Raw genomic sequence first — 15,441 nt, forward strand, 5'->3', positions numbered from 1 at the left:
GATGTGATTCGACGCACACAACATCTGACTGAGCGCATCGCGCATTGGTCAAACTTTGATCAATCGCAACGCTTCATCGGCAGCAACTCGTTCTGTCAACTTTTCGTCTTGGGTTTTGTGTTCTAATAAACGTACGCAGCCGCATGGTTGCGTGTGCAACCATGTTCGTCGTGTTTTTTCCGTGAATTGCGTCACTTTATTGCTTATCGAATGTGCTGGTCATTTGCACGTTCATGAGCTATTTTTTTGACGCGGTTCTCGAATCGCACCGATGAAGGGGGAACACCTGCAGACCAAAGGCTCGAGCCGATGTCGACGACATCTGTGCTCGCAGGGTTGTGCAGGGGCCACTTCGCTACATCGATTGGCAGGGCGGCAGTCTCGCCCGGAACAGGAAGTTTGAATGGATAGCTTGCACGAAGCGCGGGGTGCCGTTGCCCTCCGCATGTACGGACAATCAGGGGTCAGGCTCGCACTCTCGCCGCCCTCATCGGAGCCTCGCTGGCCAGCGCATGCACGTTTTCGTGCGCGCGGCAGCGCTCTGTTGCCGATTACGCATTAACTGACTTTGCCGGGCCCAGGCCCGACGCGGGGCGGATAGCCATGTCCGCCTTTTGAGCCATTGTTATTGGTATTCAACAAGTTATGAGCGCAACGTGAAAATAGGCCAGACCAACCTTGCCATCATTGGCATCATAGCGGTGTTTTCGTTAGCCCTTACAGGTTGCGGAACGACTCCTGCCCGCGACTTCGGCGGCTCCTGGAAGCCGATCAACCACTTCGAAGACAAGACCACCGAGATTCCACTCGCGGTGCCGTACACGTATTACGCGGCGCCGATGGACGGCACGCTGAAGACCATGCTCACGCGGTGGACCACCGATAACGGCATGAAACTTCAGTACAAGCTGCGCTCGGACTTCACGCTGACCAAGTCGGCCTCCGCGATTCATACCTCGGAGCTGCGTGATGCCGCTTCGCAGTTGAGTTCGATCTATTCGGCGCAAGGGGTGGCTGTCACCGTCAACGGGCCCGACCTGATCGTCGATGAGGTCAGCGCCATTACTGCCCCTCCCGTCCCGGCGCCCTCGCCGGTCGCAAAGCCTGTAACGGAGAAGCCTGCATCCGCGCCCACCGCCGATGCAGCACCGGCGTCCGCGTCGGAACACGTTGCCGTTACCGACAACAAATAAGCGATCGCGCGGACACCTTTCATGCTTAAGAAAAAGAGCTCCCCCAGGATCGACGAGGCCGTGCAACAAGGCGTGGCCTTCGAAGTTACGCTCGCTGACAACGCGCGACGCAGCGAGAGGCGTGCATGGATCGTCGCTATCTGTGCGTGCGTCATGGCGGTCATTCTTGCAGCCGGCTACCTCGTCGTGATGCCGCTGAAAGAAAAAGAACCGTTCATCGTCATGGCCGATCCTTATTCCGGCACAGCATCCCTTGCGAAGCTGACGGATGACGTGATCAATCGACAGATCACCGCCAGCGAAGCCGTGAATCGCAGCAACATCGCGCACTTCATCATCGCCCGCGAATCGTACGATCTGGCCATCAGCAACCTGCGCGATTGGCCCACGGTGCTGACGATGTCCTCACCGGACGTGGCGCAGCCGTACATGGACCTGCACTCGCCCGCGAACCCCGATGCGCCCTACAAGGTGTACGGCAAGTCGCGCGCTATTCGCGTCAAGATCCTCAGCATCCAGCTGAACGGCGCAGGGCCTGGCCAGACGCCCACCGGCGCGACGGTTCGGTTCCAGCGCAGCGTGTACGACAAGACCAACGGCGCGACCTTCCCGCTCGATAGCAAGATCGCCACGATGGCGTTCACCTATAAGCCAAACCTGCGCATGGATGAGCAGAACCGCGTGGAGAACCCGCTCGGCTTCCAGGTCACCAGCTACCGGGTCGACAACGATTATGGCAATGCGCCGCCGCCGGAAGTGCCCGTCGATGCGCCGGCTGGCACGGCACCGCCAACAGCGGCAGGTCAAGCAGCGGCTCCGGGCCAGGGCCCTGCGGGCGTGGCGCCGCAGCCGGGTGCCGTGCCGCAGGCCGGCCTCGCTGCTCCGGCGGGTGTGGCTCCGCAGGGTTACGCCCCGCAAGCTGGCGCAGCCCAGGGCCAGCCCTACCCCCAGCAGGCCATCCCGCTTGCGCCGGCCAACGGCGGTGTACCGCAGTCGCCAATCCCTAGCGAAGCCGCCTATTCCTCGGCACAGCAGCCCGCCGCACCCGCGGCTACACCCGCCCCACGAAGCGCCGCCAATGGAGGGCGCCGTTGATGAATCATTCCAGCAAGCTGAGCCTGGCCTGCTCGTTCGGCCTCGCCCTGGCCGTGGCACTCCCTGCCGCGCAAGCCGAGACGGGAGCCGATGCCATTCCGTCGCCCTCGGTCACCTCGGCGCCGGCGGTGCAAACCTATGAATACCAACCCGATCGCATCTTCACGATCCGTACCGGCCTGGGTATCACCACGCAGATCGAGCTGAGCCCCAACGAGAAAATCCTCGACTACAGCACGGGCTTCAGCAGTGGCTGGGATCTGACGCGTCGCGACAATGTTTTCTACATCAAGCCTAAAAATGTAGACGTTGATACGAACATGATGATTCGTACTGCGACCCACTCATACATCTTTGAACTCAAGGTCGTCGCTACGGACTGGCGCACTCTCGACCAGGCCCGCCGCGCCGGCGTGCAGTACAAGGTCATCTTTACCTACCCGTCGGACACGAGCTTCATGTCCGAGTCGAAGAAGGTTGAAGAGGCACCCATGCTCGATACCGAACTGGTGAAGGGCCGCGACTACAACTTCGACTACGACTTCTCAAAGACCCGGCGCACCGCCCAGTGGCTCGTGCCGATCAACGTTTACGACGATGGCCGCTTTACCTACATCAAGATGCCGGACCTGAAGCAGTTCCCGACGGGCAACTTCCCGACGGTATACATGCGCGAAAAGGAACACGGAGAGGACTCGGTGGTGAATACAACCGTCGAGGGCAACACGATCGTTGTCCATGGCACGTATCCCTACCTGGTTATTCGTCACGACAACAACGTCGTGGGTCTGCGAAGGAACACCAAGAAGTGAGCCCGAACACTCCTTACACCCCGGACGACGAGTCCAACCGCGGCGCGGAGCCGCACGAACATAACGACCAGCAGCATGAGCCGTTGGCGGGTAATCCGTACGCGAATCAGCAGCGCCAGGCGCCGCAACCGGATCTGGATACCTCAGCGCCACGCCTGACCCAGAACGACATGCGCCGCATGAACCGCAGCGCGCTTGGCCTTCTCGCGGGCATCGTTGTTTTGCTCGTGGTCGTCGCGTTCTGGCTTTTCACCAGCAGTGGCAACACGAACAAGCCGGCGCCCAAGCCCAAGGAAGAGCTGGTAACCGTGCCTGATGCGCCTACCGGTATCCCGCCGCCGCCAGGCCAGCAGCAGGCCCAGCCGATCCAGCTGGCGCCTGCCCTGCCGCCAGCGACGACCAAGGTTGAAATGCCGCCGATGCCGACCCCGCCGCCAGCACCGGGCCCGCACATTCCGACCTTGCTTGAGCGCCGCCTCGCCGCGGCTAACAACGGTATGGATGGTGGTTTTCAAGCCGTCGGCCAGCAGCCGACGCTCGCTACCAACCAGCCTCAGGCCGGAGGCTTCGGCGGCATGGGTGGCATCCCAGGCCTGCCCGGCCAACCCGGTCAGCCTGGCTATCGCAACCCGTACAGCGCCAGTGACAACATCGCGTACGACGGTAAGGAACTGCCGAACGTATCAAATGCCAGCCCGCTCCAGCATCCGGACACGCTGATGCTCCGCGGCACGTTCATTCGCTGCGTACTCGAAACTCGCATCATCACCGACATGCCGGGGTTCACTTCGTGCGTCGTGACCGAGCCGGTGTATTCATTCACTGGCAAGCGCCTGCTCCTGCCCAAGGGATCGAAGGTGCTCGGCAAGTATGAGATGGAGCCGAGCGGCCCGCGCGTCGCCGTGATCTGGGATCGCATCGTCACTCCGACCGGCATCGACGTGAACATGGCTAGCCCGGGCGTGGATACGCTGGGTGGTGCGGGTCACCCGGGCCAGTACAACGCGCACTGGGGCAGCCGTATTGGTTCCGCGCTGCTGATCAGCCTGCTCAGCGATGCCTTCAAGTACGAAGCTGCAGAACACGGCCCGCGCCAGACCACCATCAGCAATGGCGTGGTTACGCAGAGCCCGTTCGAGAGCAACACGGCCGATACAATCCAGCAGCTTGCCAACCAGGCCGTACGGCGGGCGGCAAACCGCCCGGCCACGGTCACGATCAACCAGGGCACGATCCTGGCCATCTACGTGGCTAAGGATGTCGACTTCACCGGCGTCGTGGCGCGGTACTGAGGCACGCATGGAAAGCGCACTCGCCGCCGTTGGCAACGACTTCCTCGACTACCAGTACGAAGTGCTGGGGGTAAAGGATTTCCTTGCCGAGCCGGATGTGACCGAAATCTGCATCAACCGTCCCGGCGAGCTGTACCTGGAGCGCCGTGGCGGCTGGCAGAAAGTGGACGTGCCCTCGCTCACGTTTGAGCGCGCGCGCCAGTTCTGTACGGCCGTGGTGAACGAAAGCAACACTGGCCAGCGCATCACGGATGTGGATCCGGTGGTGTCGCTGACCTTTCCGACCGGGCAGCGTGCGCAGTTTGTCATTCCGCCTGCCTGCGAAGCCGGTCGTGTATCGATCACCATCCGCCTTCCCTCGAAGCAGACACGTACGCTTTCGCAGTATCAGGATGACGGCTTCTTCAACGAGATCCTGGAAGGTGCGAACACCATCAGCCAGGCGGACCAGGAGTTGCTCGAGCTTCGGGCTGAACGCCGCTACGCGGATTTCTTCCGCCACGCCGTGCTTAGCAAGAAGAACATCGTCGTCGCCGGTGCCACCGGTAGCGGCAAGACCACGTTCATGAAATCGCTGGTGAACCACATCCCTTCGGATGAACGCCTGGTCACCATCGAAGATGCCCGCGAGTTATTCATCGACCAGCCCAACGTTGTCCACCTGCTCTACTCCAAGGGCGGACAAAGCCAGAGCAACGTCACCGCAAAGAGCTGCATGGAAGCCTGCCTGCGCATGAAGCCGGACCGAATCATCCTTGCCGAGTTACGCGGCGATGAATCGTTCTACTTCATCCGTAATTGTGCGTCCGGCCATCCGGGTTCGATCACAAGCTGCCATGCAGGCAGCGTGGAGCAGACCTGGGACCAGCTAGCACTGATGGTGAAGGCCTCCACGGAAGGCGCGGGGCTGGAGTTCAGCACCATCAAACGGCTCCTGATGCTAACCATCGACATCGTGGTTCACATCAAGGCGCATGCAGGCCGACGCTACATCACCGGCATCGACTTCAACCCGGCTCGCGCGCTAAGTGCGGACGGGGGGTAACACAAAAAAACCATTGGTCATGAGACAGGAGTTGTAAAGGTGCTACCAGGACTTGAAATGATGGGCTGCCAGAACCTTGCCGTACCGGCCGAGGTGATGCAGCACGTCGTCAATGTCGAATCGAGCCGTAACCCATACGCCATTGGCGTCGTGGGCGGACAGCTCGTGCGCCAACCGCAAAACCTCGGCGAAGCGGTAGCGACCGTCCAGATGCTGGAGCAGAAGGGCTACAACTATTCACTGGGCGTGGCGCAGGTCAACCGCTCCAACCTGGGCAAATATGGCTTGGACAGCTACGAAAAGGCCTTTGAGTTCTGCCCCAACCTTGAGGCGGGCTCGCGGATCCTCGCGCAGTGCTACGCGAGCGCCAGCAAGGATTGGGGGAAGGCCTTCAGCTGTTATTACTCAGGCAACTTCACCACCGGCTATCGCGACGGCTATGTGCAGCGCATTTACGCATCCATTGCGAAGAGCACACTTGCCGGCGCCAGGGCCATCCCGCTTCAAGCCGCAGCAACACCAGTGCGTGTCGTCAGCGTCGGCAAGGGTGTGACCGCAGTCAAATCGGATAGCCCAGGCTATCGCGTCGCGATGCGCAGTGTCCTCGATGCTGCAGCCTCTGCGCTAGTCTCGCCGGCCATGGCTTCGGACAGCCCGCCCGCGCAGGTTGTCTCGCCACAAGACGCGGCCAACGTGCAGAAAGCGGTGCCGTACACCTATCCGCAACAAAACATGAGCTACCCCGGCGCTAACCCCGCGCTCGACCAAGCGCCTCCGCCGCCGCCCGGACGCATTCCCACAGACGCCGCGACCGCCGCAGCCATGTCACTGGTCGGACCGAACCTTCGGAACACAAACACGAACCCGCAGCCCGGCCGAATCATGACGGACCCCGCAACCGCAGCCGTCATGTCGCAGATTGGTGTGTCCGCGAATGCAAACGGCAGCGCGCCTGCGCAGGCCGCGCCGCAAACCCAGCCCGCCCAGCCCGCCCAGCCGGACAACGGCATCTTCGAGCCGCAGGTCCGGGGCCCGAACGATCCGCCTGCCGGGTCGGCACCGCAGCAAGCCGCACCCACGGCGCCCGCCCAGCCGGCGCGCGACCCGGCAGATTTACGCAACGGAGGTGGCGATGGCGCCTTCGTCTTCTGAGCGCACGCAATGCGCACGAACACGTACGTCGGATGTAGCCGTCCGCCGTGCAGGCCTTCGGGCCAACCCTAGCCCGGTGGCGCCTGGCCCCCGGAAAACCCTGACCCACCCAGTAGAAAGGAAATACGAGATGGCCCTGCCTGCCCTGTCCAAGGTTATCGCCAATACGAAGAACCCGGTGAAGAAGACCCTGGGCCTCACCGCCCTGTTCTTCGCCCTGATGATTCCCAGCCTTGCATTCGCCCAGATCGGCGATACCGGCACCAAGGTCTGCGGCTTCTTCCAGAACATCAACTCGCTGCTCAACGCCGCGTCGATCGTCGTAGTGACCATCGCTGTGATCTTCTCGGGTTACCAGATCGCCTTCGCCCACAAGCGCATCGCCGACGTGGCTCCTGCCCTTGTCGGTGGCGTCCTGATCGGTGCGGCAGCCCAGGTGGCCAAGATGGTCGTCGGCGGCAATGGCAGCGGTAACGGCGCCACGGCCTGCACCTCGAGCAGCGGCGGCGCGTTCCTGATGGATGCCATCAACACGGCGATCCACCTGCTGCAGATCCATGCATAAGAACCCGCTGTTTCGCGGCTGCACCCGCCCGCCCATGTTCATGGGCGTGCCCTACGTCCCGTTCTTCATGGGCGCGGGCTCGGGCCTGCTTCTGGCGATGTACTTCAACATGCTCTTCCTGCTCCTCATCCCCGTCGTGATTTTCATCATGCGCCAAATGGCGCGCCGCGATGAAATGATCTTTCGACTGCTCGGCCTTCGCTTGCAGTTCAAGACCCGCGTCAGGAATGTTCCAGAGCACGACGGCATGTGGGTGTTCACGCCGAACAGCTACCGCGATCGATCCAAGGAAAAGCGTAAGTAAGGACAGGCGCCCCGGCGTGCAAGCACGCCGGGGCCTCTATAGCTCCAACGGCCCTGATGACCATGTTCACACCCGACGCGCCCATTTCGACTCACATCACACTCTCTGCCCACGTCTCGCCCTCTGTGGTGAAGACCACCGGCGGCGACTTTCTCCTCACCTGGCGTCTGGGTGGGCTGCCGTTCGTCGGCCGCGAAGAGTGGGAACTGGAACATCGCCACAACACTTTCAACCGCATGCTGCAGACACTGCGTGCGCCTGATTACACCAATGTAGCGTTCTGGGTACACGACATCCGCCGCCGCCGCGGTATCCGTGACAAATCGAAGTTCGGCCAGGAGTTCAATCAAGCCCTGTCCGATCAGTACTACGAGGCACTCACCTCGCAGAAGCTCATGCAGAACGAGCTCTACCTGACCATGATGTACCGCCCCATCGTGCAAGGTAAGCGCTTTGCCGAGAAAAGCTCGGACGTGCAGCGACTGGAGGCCGAACAGGCCCAGGCCATCGCCACCGTCCTCGAGCTGGCGGGCAACATCGAAGCCGTGCTCAAGGACTACGCCCCCACCCGCCTCGGCATGTACGAAGCGTCAAATGGCGTGGTCTTCTCCGAGGTGCTTGAGCTCTTCGGCTTCATCCTCAACCGCATCGATGAGCCGGTGCCGGTATTGAAGGCGCCGATCTACGACTACCTGCCGGTCAGCCGCCAGCGCTTCTCGGCGAAGACAGGCGATTTCGTGCTCACGGCACCGGATGGCAAGAACCACTTCGGCGCCATCCTCAATATCAAGGAATACGTCGACGGGACCTACCCAGGCATCCTCAATGGCCTGAAGTTCCTCGATTTCGAGTACGTCATCACGCACTCGTTCACCCCGATGGGCCGCCAGGACGCTCTGCGCGCGCTGGAGCGCACCAAAGGCATGATGGTGTCCTCGGGTGACAAGGCGGTCAGCCAGATCATCGAAATGGATCACGCGATGGACCAGCTAGCCTCGGGCAACTTCGTCCTTGGCGAGTATCACTTCACGATTTCTGTCTACGCACCATCGCAGGAAGCGCTATCGCAGCAGATCGCGGCCACGCGCGCCGAGCTCTCCAACGCTGGCTTTGTTACGGTGAAGGAAGACCTCGCGGTGACCTCGGCGTTCTACGCGCAGTTCCCCGGCAACTGGAGGTATCGCACGCGCCTGGCCAATGTCAGTTCACTGAACTTCCTCGGCCTCTCCCCGCTGCATAACTTCGCTACCGGCAAGAAAGAAAACAATCCGTGGGGGGCATGCGTCACCACTCTGCAAACCACCAACGGCCAGCCGTACTACTTCAATTTTCACGCGACCCATCCTGCCGAGAACTCGTTGGGCGAGAAGGCGATCGCCAATACCATGGTCATCGGTAAGTCCGGTACGGGTAAGACGGCGCTGATCAACTTCCTGCTGAGCCAGGTCCAGAAGCTGGATCCGGCACCGACCATCTTCTTCTTCGACAAGGACCGCGGCGCCGAGATCTTCGTGCGGGCCTGCGGTGGCAACTATCTCGCCCTGGAAAACGGCAAACCGACCGGCTTCAATCCTTTCCATTGCGAGCGTAACGAAGAGAATGTCCAGTTCCTCGCGAATCTGATCAAAGTGCTGGCTGGCAAGAGCGTGTACAGCTCGCGCGACGAAGAGGACATCTTCCGCGCGGTCGAGAACATCCTCGATACGCCCATGCACTTGCGCAACATGACCAACTTCCAGAAGAGCCTGCCGAATCTCGGCGACGATGGCCTCTTCGTGCGCATGCGCAAGTGGACCGCTGGCAACGCGCTCGGATGGGTCTTCGATAACCCGCATGACACCGTCGACCTGACCCGCGCCAACATCATCGGCTTCGACTACACGGATATCATCGATAACCCGGAAGTCCGCGTGCCGGTGATCAACTACCTGCTGCACCGTCTGGAGGCGCTGATCGATGGTCGCCGCCTCATCTATGTGATGGATGAGTTCTGGAAGATCCTCGACGGAAAGGGTGGCCTGAAGGAGTTCGCGAAGAACAAGCAGAAGACCATTCGTAAGCAGAACGGCATGGGCATCTTCGCGACGCAATCCCCGGAAGACGCGCTAGCTAGCGATATCGCCTCGGCGCTGATCGAACAGACGGCAACAATGATTCTTCTGCCGAACCCGAATGCCAGTCGCGATGATTACGTCGACGGACTGAAGCTCACCGAAGCCGAGTACCAGGTGGTCGTTAGCCTGGACGAACGTTCGCGTTGCTTCCTCGTGAAGCAGGGCCACGCCTCCGCCGTCTGCCAGCTCAACCTCCGCGGCATGGACGACGCCCTCGCGGTGATCTCGGCCTCCACCGACAACATCGAAATCATGCACGAAGTACTGCAGGTGCGCGCCGAAGCCGAAGGCATCTCCACGGATGCCCTACGCCCTGAGCAGTGGCTGCAGCTGTTCTATGAAAGCCGGAAAGGGAGCGGGAAAGGAAACCCGTCACCCCGCCCTACCCCTAATTCGTCCCGACGTGCCGCCTGAGCCCTATGAATGCCTCACATCGGAGTGACCTTATGAAGAGCAAGCCCAAAGCCAACCGCAAGAGCTGGGTCGGACATGCGTGCCGAGGGATGTTTGCGATGTCCTTGACGGCGGGGGCAGGCTTATACGCCATACCTACCCACGCTCAGTGGATCGTTACCGACCCGACTATCATCAGCAACGATCTCGAAGAGTTCGTCAAGGATGCTGCGCGTTGGACAGAAACGGCCTCCCACTACGCGAGCCAGGTGCAGTTCTGGGAAAACAACCTCATAAAGCTGAAAAGCCTTCAATACGAGTTGTTACGCACCCAGCAACAGTTTCAGGAGGTTGATGACAATTTCGGTGTCGAGGAACGCTGCCCGGGCGCCGCGCTCATTAGTGGCGACATCACCACCACCATGACGTCTGCCATGAGCCAACTTACCGGCGACATCAAGGCCCAGCAGAATGCCGTATGCGTTCTGACTCAGCGCACAAGAAACCAGCGTTACAACAACACAGTGAAATATCTGCAACAAATGACCACCCAGACGGGTACGCTGGAGCAACTGACCGCGGTTCGTCTTGCGGTCGTCGGTGATTCGCCCGGCAAGCTCCAAGGCCTACAAGACGATACCGCTCGCTTCGGCGTGAATGTTGCACAGGCGCGCGATTCGTGGAAAACGACGGACGAGCAGCTTGGCGCGCAGATTGATGCGCTCAATGAAAAGCAAACGACGTTGGCGAAGCAGGCACTCGACGGCAAGCCGACAGTTCTTGGCACCGTCGTGAACGCGGCGATCCTCGAGGCAGCCCTGAAAGTAGGCAACTAACCCATCCACGGACGACCAGAAGATCCATCAGCCACTCAATGCGCACTGACCTGCTGCATGGCCAGGGAACACGAGAAACATGCCGAATATCGCCGATTACGTATTTTTCAAGCTGATCTATAACTATCTTGAAGACAAGATAGATAAATTCGGCATGGATGTCATGGCACGAATGATGACGTGGGCGGCTACGTTTGCCCTAATCCTCGTCACCATCTACATCATGATCCAGGGCTTCCGGATCATGACCGGCCGCTCGCGCGAATCGCTAATGGAACTGGTGATTAACCTAGGTCGCATTGTGCTAGTGGTATCCGCAGCAACGGCCATGGCCGTCGGAAGCACGGATCTCACAAAATTCTTTACCACGGATCTCGACCAGCACGTCCATTATTTGTTTACAGGCGATGACAACGAGAGCACAGCCGATTCCATCGACAAGAATCTGGCCTACACGCAGCTCGCTCTCAACTCGATCGATGCCGTGAAGGTCGTGGACAAGGACCCCGAGAGCCAAAGTGAAAAGGCTCGATCTTTCTTCATTGCGGGCTTCGGCGCGTCCTCGCCACCCATGGCCGCCGGTGCGATGCTTCTGCTCTACAAGTTTGCCATGTCATTGTTCATCGGTCTTGGGCCGCTGTTCATCCTGTGCCTGATATTTGAGCAAACCAAGGACTTGTTTCGACGGTGGCTTATGTATGGCATTGGCACCATCTTCTCTATGGCGCTCCTCAGTGCGGTTTCCAGCATGGTGCTGGAACTCACGCTACGCGTCGCCGTTGCGACTTGGGGAGCCAAAATCGTCGACGGCTTCCTTCCTGGTTCCAATGAAGGCCTCAACAGCATGGCCATGCAGACCGGTGGCATCGGCCTGCTGATGACTGTGTTGATCGTTTCGGTTCCACCGATGGCAGCTATGTTCTTCCAGGGCACACTGGGTAACTTCCTCACGTACAGCGCTTTTGGTAGCCCGAGCAGTTCGGTCGGCCCAAACGGCCAGCCGCCGGGGTCTTGGGGAAACAACCAACCAGCGGGAGCAGCCGGAGCTAAGGGAGGCGACACCCAGGGCAACCTCGGCGGCTTTAATCATCGAGTATCTGGCGGTTCATCCGCACCGCAGCAGGAAGGCGTCAAAACGGGCCCGTCCACCACGAGAGCAACGCAGTGACCAAGCGATTTTCGTTACTCCTAGCATTCATTTCCCTCTGTGTTGTTATTGAGGCGCACGCTGAGGGCGGATGTCCTCCAGGTCAATACCCGCAGCAGGGTCAGGGATGGCAAGCGTGTGTACCGATTCCAGGGTCGAATCAGGCGAATCCGGCTCCTGAAGCACCCAAGTGGAAGACAAATTGGCAGGCGATAGCCACGGATATTCCTAAGGGCATTCTCGGCACCTCGGTGATGCAGCGCTCTCAGTCTGACGCTGAGCGAGAGGCGATGAACGACTGTAAGAAAAAAGGTGGGACGACCTGCGAGCTTCAAGTTTCTTACGGCAATGGGTGTCTTGCGATGGTCACTGGGGCAACCAAATTTCAGATTCGCAAGGGGTCTTCGAAGTCGGAGGCAGAGAAGCGAGGCATGGATGCTTGCGCCGAAGGAGATACGAAGTGCTCCGTCTACTACTCCGAGTGCAGCCTTCCAACGCAGGTACGCTGACCATCTCACAGTGCCTATGGCCTTAGTGCCCCGATTGATTGAGAACTACAACGCTTTCTCTGTACGGCCGACCTGACGATGAACCGCACTGCCTTCACGACCTGCCTCGCCCTCATGGCAGTCCTGACCTTCCGCGCTCAGGCGGCGCAGCAATGCGCGGCAGGCCAAAACCCTCAAAGCGAGACGTGTGTCCCGTCGGCGGGTCCGCAAGGGTATGCAGGTAACCAGACTTGGGTCTCCCAATGGCAAGCCATTGCAGGTGACCGCGGCGTACGCGCGCTTGGAACGTCAAAGGGCCTGATGACGCCGGAAGCTGCGCAGAACGCTGCCCTGAATGACTGCCGTTTCAAGGGTGGAACGCGATGCGTGGTTTACGTCACTCACGGAAATGGTTGCGTGGCAATGGTGCAGGGAGACCAGACGTTCTGGATTGAAACCGGGAACGATCTTGCGGCCGCTGAGACAGAGGCAACGTCAACTTGCTCCCGCGGCGATCAGGATTGCAGCGTGATCTACTCGAACTGCAGCTTCCCTGCCCGCGTGCAGTAATCGACCTTCACCAATTCGAACGGTATCAACGGACAAGGAGTTACAGGATGAAGAAGTATCTGTTTGGCGTGCTACTCGGTGGTATTAGTACTGGCGCACTCGCGCAGGCTTACTATGAACCCATTCCGTATTACGGCAACAACCCCTTCATCTTCTGCACGGTCGGCGTCCCGCAGGATTGCTGGTTTCCGATTAGCAAGGAGCTAGGTACGTTCGGCATATCGAACCACTACTGCTTTAATGCCTATTCGGCGCTCCTGTTTGCTCGTGTATGTCCACGTGCCTTCGGTCCCGCCGCCGCCGCGGGCGGAAAGGCGGCCGCAGCCGCCGGTGTCGCCGCGGGTGTCGCCGCCGGCTCCATGGCCGGGGGAACGCCGTCAAACTCCAGCTCCGACTCCAACTCCGGCGCATCGGCGGACTCCGCCGATGCGAGCCCGCGCCCGCAAGTCCAGCCGATCCAAGTAGACCCGGCCACGCAGAGCCTCGATTGATAAGAAACGAATCGCCAGATGTCGCCGTAGGTACGTGGATCACAACATAAGCATCGCACCCTCAATGAGGACGGGCATCCGCCAATCCCGCTCCTGAGACTTGAACACCCATGAAAACTTTGTTCACCGCCTTCGCCATTTCCTCGCTAGTCATCCTCACTAGCGCTGCCCAGGCCGCCACCACCCTACCCGCTCACCACAAGGACTACACCACCAGCACCATCGACGGTGGCCACCAATGCAAAGTCGGCATCTCCACGGATGCCGATGGCATGCACGCCAAGGGCCTGGTCTACGTCACCGATGGCAAAGCCATCACCTGGTCGACCACCCTGAAACTGCCGGAATTCACCGAGCAGGCGCGTGCCACGCATTGCGTGCAGTCGGGCAAGTCGCTGTACGTACTGGTGCAGGGTGATACCAACACCGCTCCTTCCCTTTCGCAGACCCTGATGAACGTCGCGCAACTCGATGCCACGACGGGCAAGGTGCAGGCCATGGAATACCTGGACCTTGCCGATGTGAAGGGTGCTTTTAGCGCGTCGGTGGAAACCGACGCCAGTCATTTCCGGGTCACCACCCCGGAAACCATCGAAGTCACGGGCAAGTATGTCCTTACCGACGCACCGGACGCGTCTCACGACTTCACGGTCACGGTGAAGATACCGCTGGCCAAATAAACCCACCCGATCCACCAGGAGTTACAACATGGGTAGCAAAGAACAGTTCATAGCCGACCTTTACCCGGCGGCGCTTAAGGTAAGCAAGGAAACCAGCCTCTCCGTGGAGCTCACGCTCGCACAAGCCGCCGGCGAAACCGGCTGGGGCGAGAAGATCCTCCCCGGCACGCACAACCTGTTCAACATCAAGGCCGATCCCAGTTGGCACGGGCCGACCAAGACCTTCCACGTGTGGGAAATCGAACACGGCAAGAAGGTCTGGAAGGACCAGGATTTCCGTGTGTACGGCTCTTATGAAGAAGCCATTGCTGACCGAGCGAAGTTTCTCAAGGAGAACCCGCGCTACGGCAAAGCCGGCCTTTTCGACCCGGGCACGCTCGGCAACCTTGAGAAGGAAGCTGATGCGCTGAAGAAAGCCGGTTACGCCACGGACCCCGATTACGCCACCAACATGCGCGCGATCTACGCCGGCCGCACCATGCGCCACGGCATCGAGCTCGCCACCGGTCACCGGCAGGAAGCCGGGCACGCCGCACCCCAGGCCGCCACGAGCACCTCGCTCAAGCAAGGCGCCCACGGCGATCGCGTGCACGACATGCAGGCCGAACTCATCGCCCTGGGTTACGCCAAACAGCTGGGTAGCACCGTGGCCGATGGCAAGTTCGGCCAGCATACCGAGGATGCGGTGAAGGCCTTCCAGCGCGACCACCACCTCAAGGAAGACGGCATTGTTGGCAAGAACACGCTGAATGCCATGCATGAGGCCGTCAAGGCGGAATCGCAGAAGCACCAGGCCGAAGCCGCCCACAAGGCCGCTTCCCTTGCCGATCCCGCGCACGCAGGGCACCCCGTGTTCCGCGATGCTCTGGCAGGTGTGCAGAAGATCGATGCCGAGCACAACCGCGCGTCGGGCCCCGACAGCCACCAGCTCGCCGGTGCCGTCGCGGCCTCGGCCATCTGCACGGGCATGCAGCGCATCGATAGCGTCATGCTCGATGACAACGCCACGCGGGTCTTCGCCGTGCAGGGTGAGCTCAACTCGCCCTTCAAGCAGGTCGCAAGCGTGGATGTGCTGCAAGGATTGCAGACGCCCCTAGCGCAGAGCACGCAGCAGGTGGACCAGTACCTGCAGCAAGCGCCCCAGGCACAAAACACACAGAACCCGCAGCAGGTACAGGCTCCCCAGCCCGTCCAGCCCGGGATGTGACTCAAGGGGCCGTCTCTCACGGAGGCGGCCCCACCGGCGCGTGAAGTCCCGACACGG

The 15,441-nt window shown here is 60.5% G+C and carries 15 protein-coding genes and 1 pseudogene; all 16 read left to right on the plus strand.

Features of this window, described 5'->3' with window-relative positions; translation table 11 throughout:
• The first annotated feature begins 656 nt into the window (after window positions 1–656).
• Window positions 657–1,193, plus strand: coding sequence for a hypothetical protein (locus ABIE56_RS05040; RefSeq protein WP_429242739.1), 537 nt, complete (start codon window positions 657–659; stop codon window positions 1,191–1,193).
• A 21-nt stretch (window positions 1,194–1,214) separates the two neighbouring features.
• On the plus strand, window positions 1,215–2,288 hold the full coding sequence (locus ABIE56_RS05045) for a virB8 family protein (RefSeq protein WP_429242740.1): 1,074 nt from the start codon (window positions 1,215–1,217) through the stop codon (window positions 2,286–2,288).
• A gap of 17 nt (window positions 2,289–2,305) precedes the next feature.
• Window positions 2,306–3,100, plus strand: a complete 795-nt coding sequence (locus ABIE56_RS05050) for a TrbG/VirB9 family P-type conjugative transfer protein (RefSeq protein WP_429242942.1) — start codon at window positions 2,306–2,308, stop codon at window positions 3,098–3,100.
• Entirely contained in the window at window positions 3,097–4,392 is a 1,296-nt protein-coding gene (locus ABIE56_RS05055; protein WP_429242741.1) for a TrbI/VirB10 family protein, read from the plus strand. The genes ABIE56_RS05050 and ABIE56_RS05055 overlap by 4 nt, the downstream gene beginning before the upstream one ends.
• Window positions 4,393–4,399: 7 nt before the next feature.
• Window positions 4,400–5,437 carry a P-type DNA transfer ATPase VirB11 gene (virB11, locus tag ABIE56_RS05060; RefSeq protein WP_429242742.1) on the plus strand — a complete coding sequence of 346 codons (1,038 nt, stop codon included), beginning with the start codon at window positions 4,400–4,402 and terminating at the stop codon, window positions 5,435–5,437.
• Window positions 5,438–5,494: 57 nt separating this feature from the next.
• Window positions 5,495–5,977: pseudogene (locus ABIE56_RS05065) on the plus strand (lytic transglycosylase domain-containing protein); the annotation flags it as partial.
• A gap of 742 nt (window positions 5,978–6,719) precedes the next feature.
• Window positions 6,720–7,154, plus strand: coding sequence for a TrbC/VirB2 family protein (locus ABIE56_RS05070; RefSeq protein WP_429242743.1), 435 nt, complete (start codon window positions 6,720–6,722; stop codon window positions 7,152–7,154).
• Window positions 7,147–7,458 carry a type IV secretion system protein VirB3 gene (locus ABIE56_RS05075; protein WP_429242744.1) on the plus strand — a complete coding sequence of 104 codons (312 nt, stop codon included), beginning with the start codon at window positions 7,147–7,149 and terminating at the stop codon, window positions 7,456–7,458. Before ABIE56_RS05070 ends, ABIE56_RS05075 begins: the two co-directional genes overlap by 8 nt.
• A 62-nt stretch (window positions 7,459–7,520) precedes the next feature.
• The gene (locus ABIE56_RS05080) at window positions 7,521–9,986 is read left to right on the plus strand and encodes a VirB4 family type IV secretion/conjugal transfer ATPase (RefSeq protein ID WP_429242745.1); all 2,466 of its coding nucleotides are present in this window, start codon (window positions 7,521–7,523) and stop codon (window positions 9,984–9,986) included.
• A gap of 32 nt (window positions 9,987–10,018) precedes the next feature.
• Window positions 10,019–10,801: a hypothetical protein gene (locus ABIE56_RS05085; protein WP_429242746.1), complete on the plus strand. Its 783-nt coding sequence runs from the start codon at window positions 10,019–10,021 to the stop codon at window positions 10,799–10,801.
• 79 nt (window positions 10,802–10,880) lie between these two features.
• The gene (locus ABIE56_RS05090; protein ID WP_429242747.1) at window positions 10,881–11,969 is read left to right on the plus strand and encodes a type IV secretion system protein; all 1,089 of its coding nucleotides are present in this window, start codon (window positions 10,881–10,883) and stop codon (window positions 11,967–11,969) included.
• Complete coding sequence (locus ABIE56_RS05095) at window positions 11,966–12,457, plus strand: DUF4189 domain-containing protein (protein ID WP_429242748.1); 492 nt, start codon at window positions 11,966–11,968, stop codon at window positions 12,455–12,457. Before ABIE56_RS05090 ends, ABIE56_RS05095 begins: the two co-directional genes overlap by 4 nt.
• Before the next feature lie 78 nt (window positions 12,458–12,535).
• Complete coding sequence (locus ABIE56_RS05100) at window positions 12,536–13,006, plus strand: DUF4189 domain-containing protein (RefSeq protein ID WP_429242749.1); 471 nt, start codon at window positions 12,536–12,538, stop codon at window positions 13,004–13,006.
• A 47-nt stretch (window positions 13,007–13,053) separates the two neighbouring features.
• Entirely contained in the window at window positions 13,054–13,497 is a 444-nt protein-coding gene (locus tag ABIE56_RS05105; protein WP_429242750.1) for a hypothetical protein, read from the plus strand.
• Window positions 13,498–13,607: 110 nt separating this feature from the next.
• Window positions 13,608–14,177 (plus strand): hypothetical protein, encoded by a 570-nt coding sequence (locus ABIE56_RS05110; RefSeq protein ID WP_429242751.1) that lies wholly within the window; start codon window positions 13,608–13,610, stop codon window positions 14,175–14,177.
• A gap of 28 nt (window positions 14,178–14,205) precedes the next feature.
• Complete coding sequence (locus ABIE56_RS05115; RefSeq protein WP_429242752.1) at window positions 14,206–15,384, plus strand: XVIPCD domain-containing protein; 1,179 nt, start codon at window positions 14,206–14,208, stop codon at window positions 15,382–15,384.
• The last annotated feature ends 57 nt before the right edge of the window (window positions 15,385–15,441 follow it).

It is taken from the genome of Luteibacter sp. 621 (assembly GCF_050435445.1).
Taxonomy (GTDB): Bacteria; Pseudomonadota; Gammaproteobacteria; order Xanthomonadales; family Rhodanobacteraceae; genus Luteibacter.

Coding starts and splice junctions, on each gene's coding strand:
- ABIE56_RS05045 (WP_429242740.1), top strand. CDS start 1,215: ATGCTTAAGAAAAAGAGCTCCCCCAGGATCGACGAGGCCGTGCAACAA.
- ABIE56_RS05080 (WP_429242745.1), top strand. CDS start 7,521: ATGTTCACACCCGACGCGCCCATTTCGACTCACATCACACTCTCTGCC.
- ABIE56_RS05075 (WP_429242744.1), top strand. CDS start 7,147: ATGCATAAGAACCCGCTGTTTCGCGGCTGCACCCGCCCGCCCATGTTC.
- virB11 (WP_429242742.1), top strand. CDS start 4,400: ATGGAAAGCGCACTCGCCGCCGTTGGCAACGACTTCCTCGACTACCAG.
- ABIE56_RS05110 (WP_429242751.1), top strand. CDS start 13,608: ATGAAAACTTTGTTCACCGCCTTCGCCATTTCCTCGCTAGTCATCCTC.
- ABIE56_RS05115 (WP_429242752.1), top strand. CDS start 14,206: ATGGGTAGCAAAGAACAGTTCATAGCCGACCTTTACCCGGCGGCGCTT.
- ABIE56_RS05105 (WP_429242750.1), top strand. CDS start 13,054: ATGAAGAAGTATCTGTTTGGCGTGCTACTCGGTGGTATTAGTACTGGC.
- ABIE56_RS05100 (WP_429242749.1), top strand. CDS start 12,536: ATGAACCGCACTGCCTTCACGACCTGCCTCGCCCTCATGGCAGTCCTG.
- ABIE56_RS05090 (WP_429242747.1), top strand. CDS start 10,881: ATGCCGAATATCGCCGATTACGTATTTTTCAAGCTGATCTATAACTAT.
- ABIE56_RS05070 (WP_429242743.1), top strand. CDS start 6,720: ATGGCCCTGCCTGCCCTGTCCAAGGTTATCGCCAATACGAAGAACCCG.
- ABIE56_RS05085 (WP_429242746.1), top strand. CDS start 10,019: ATGAAGAGCAAGCCCAAAGCCAACCGCAAGAGCTGGGTCGGACATGCG.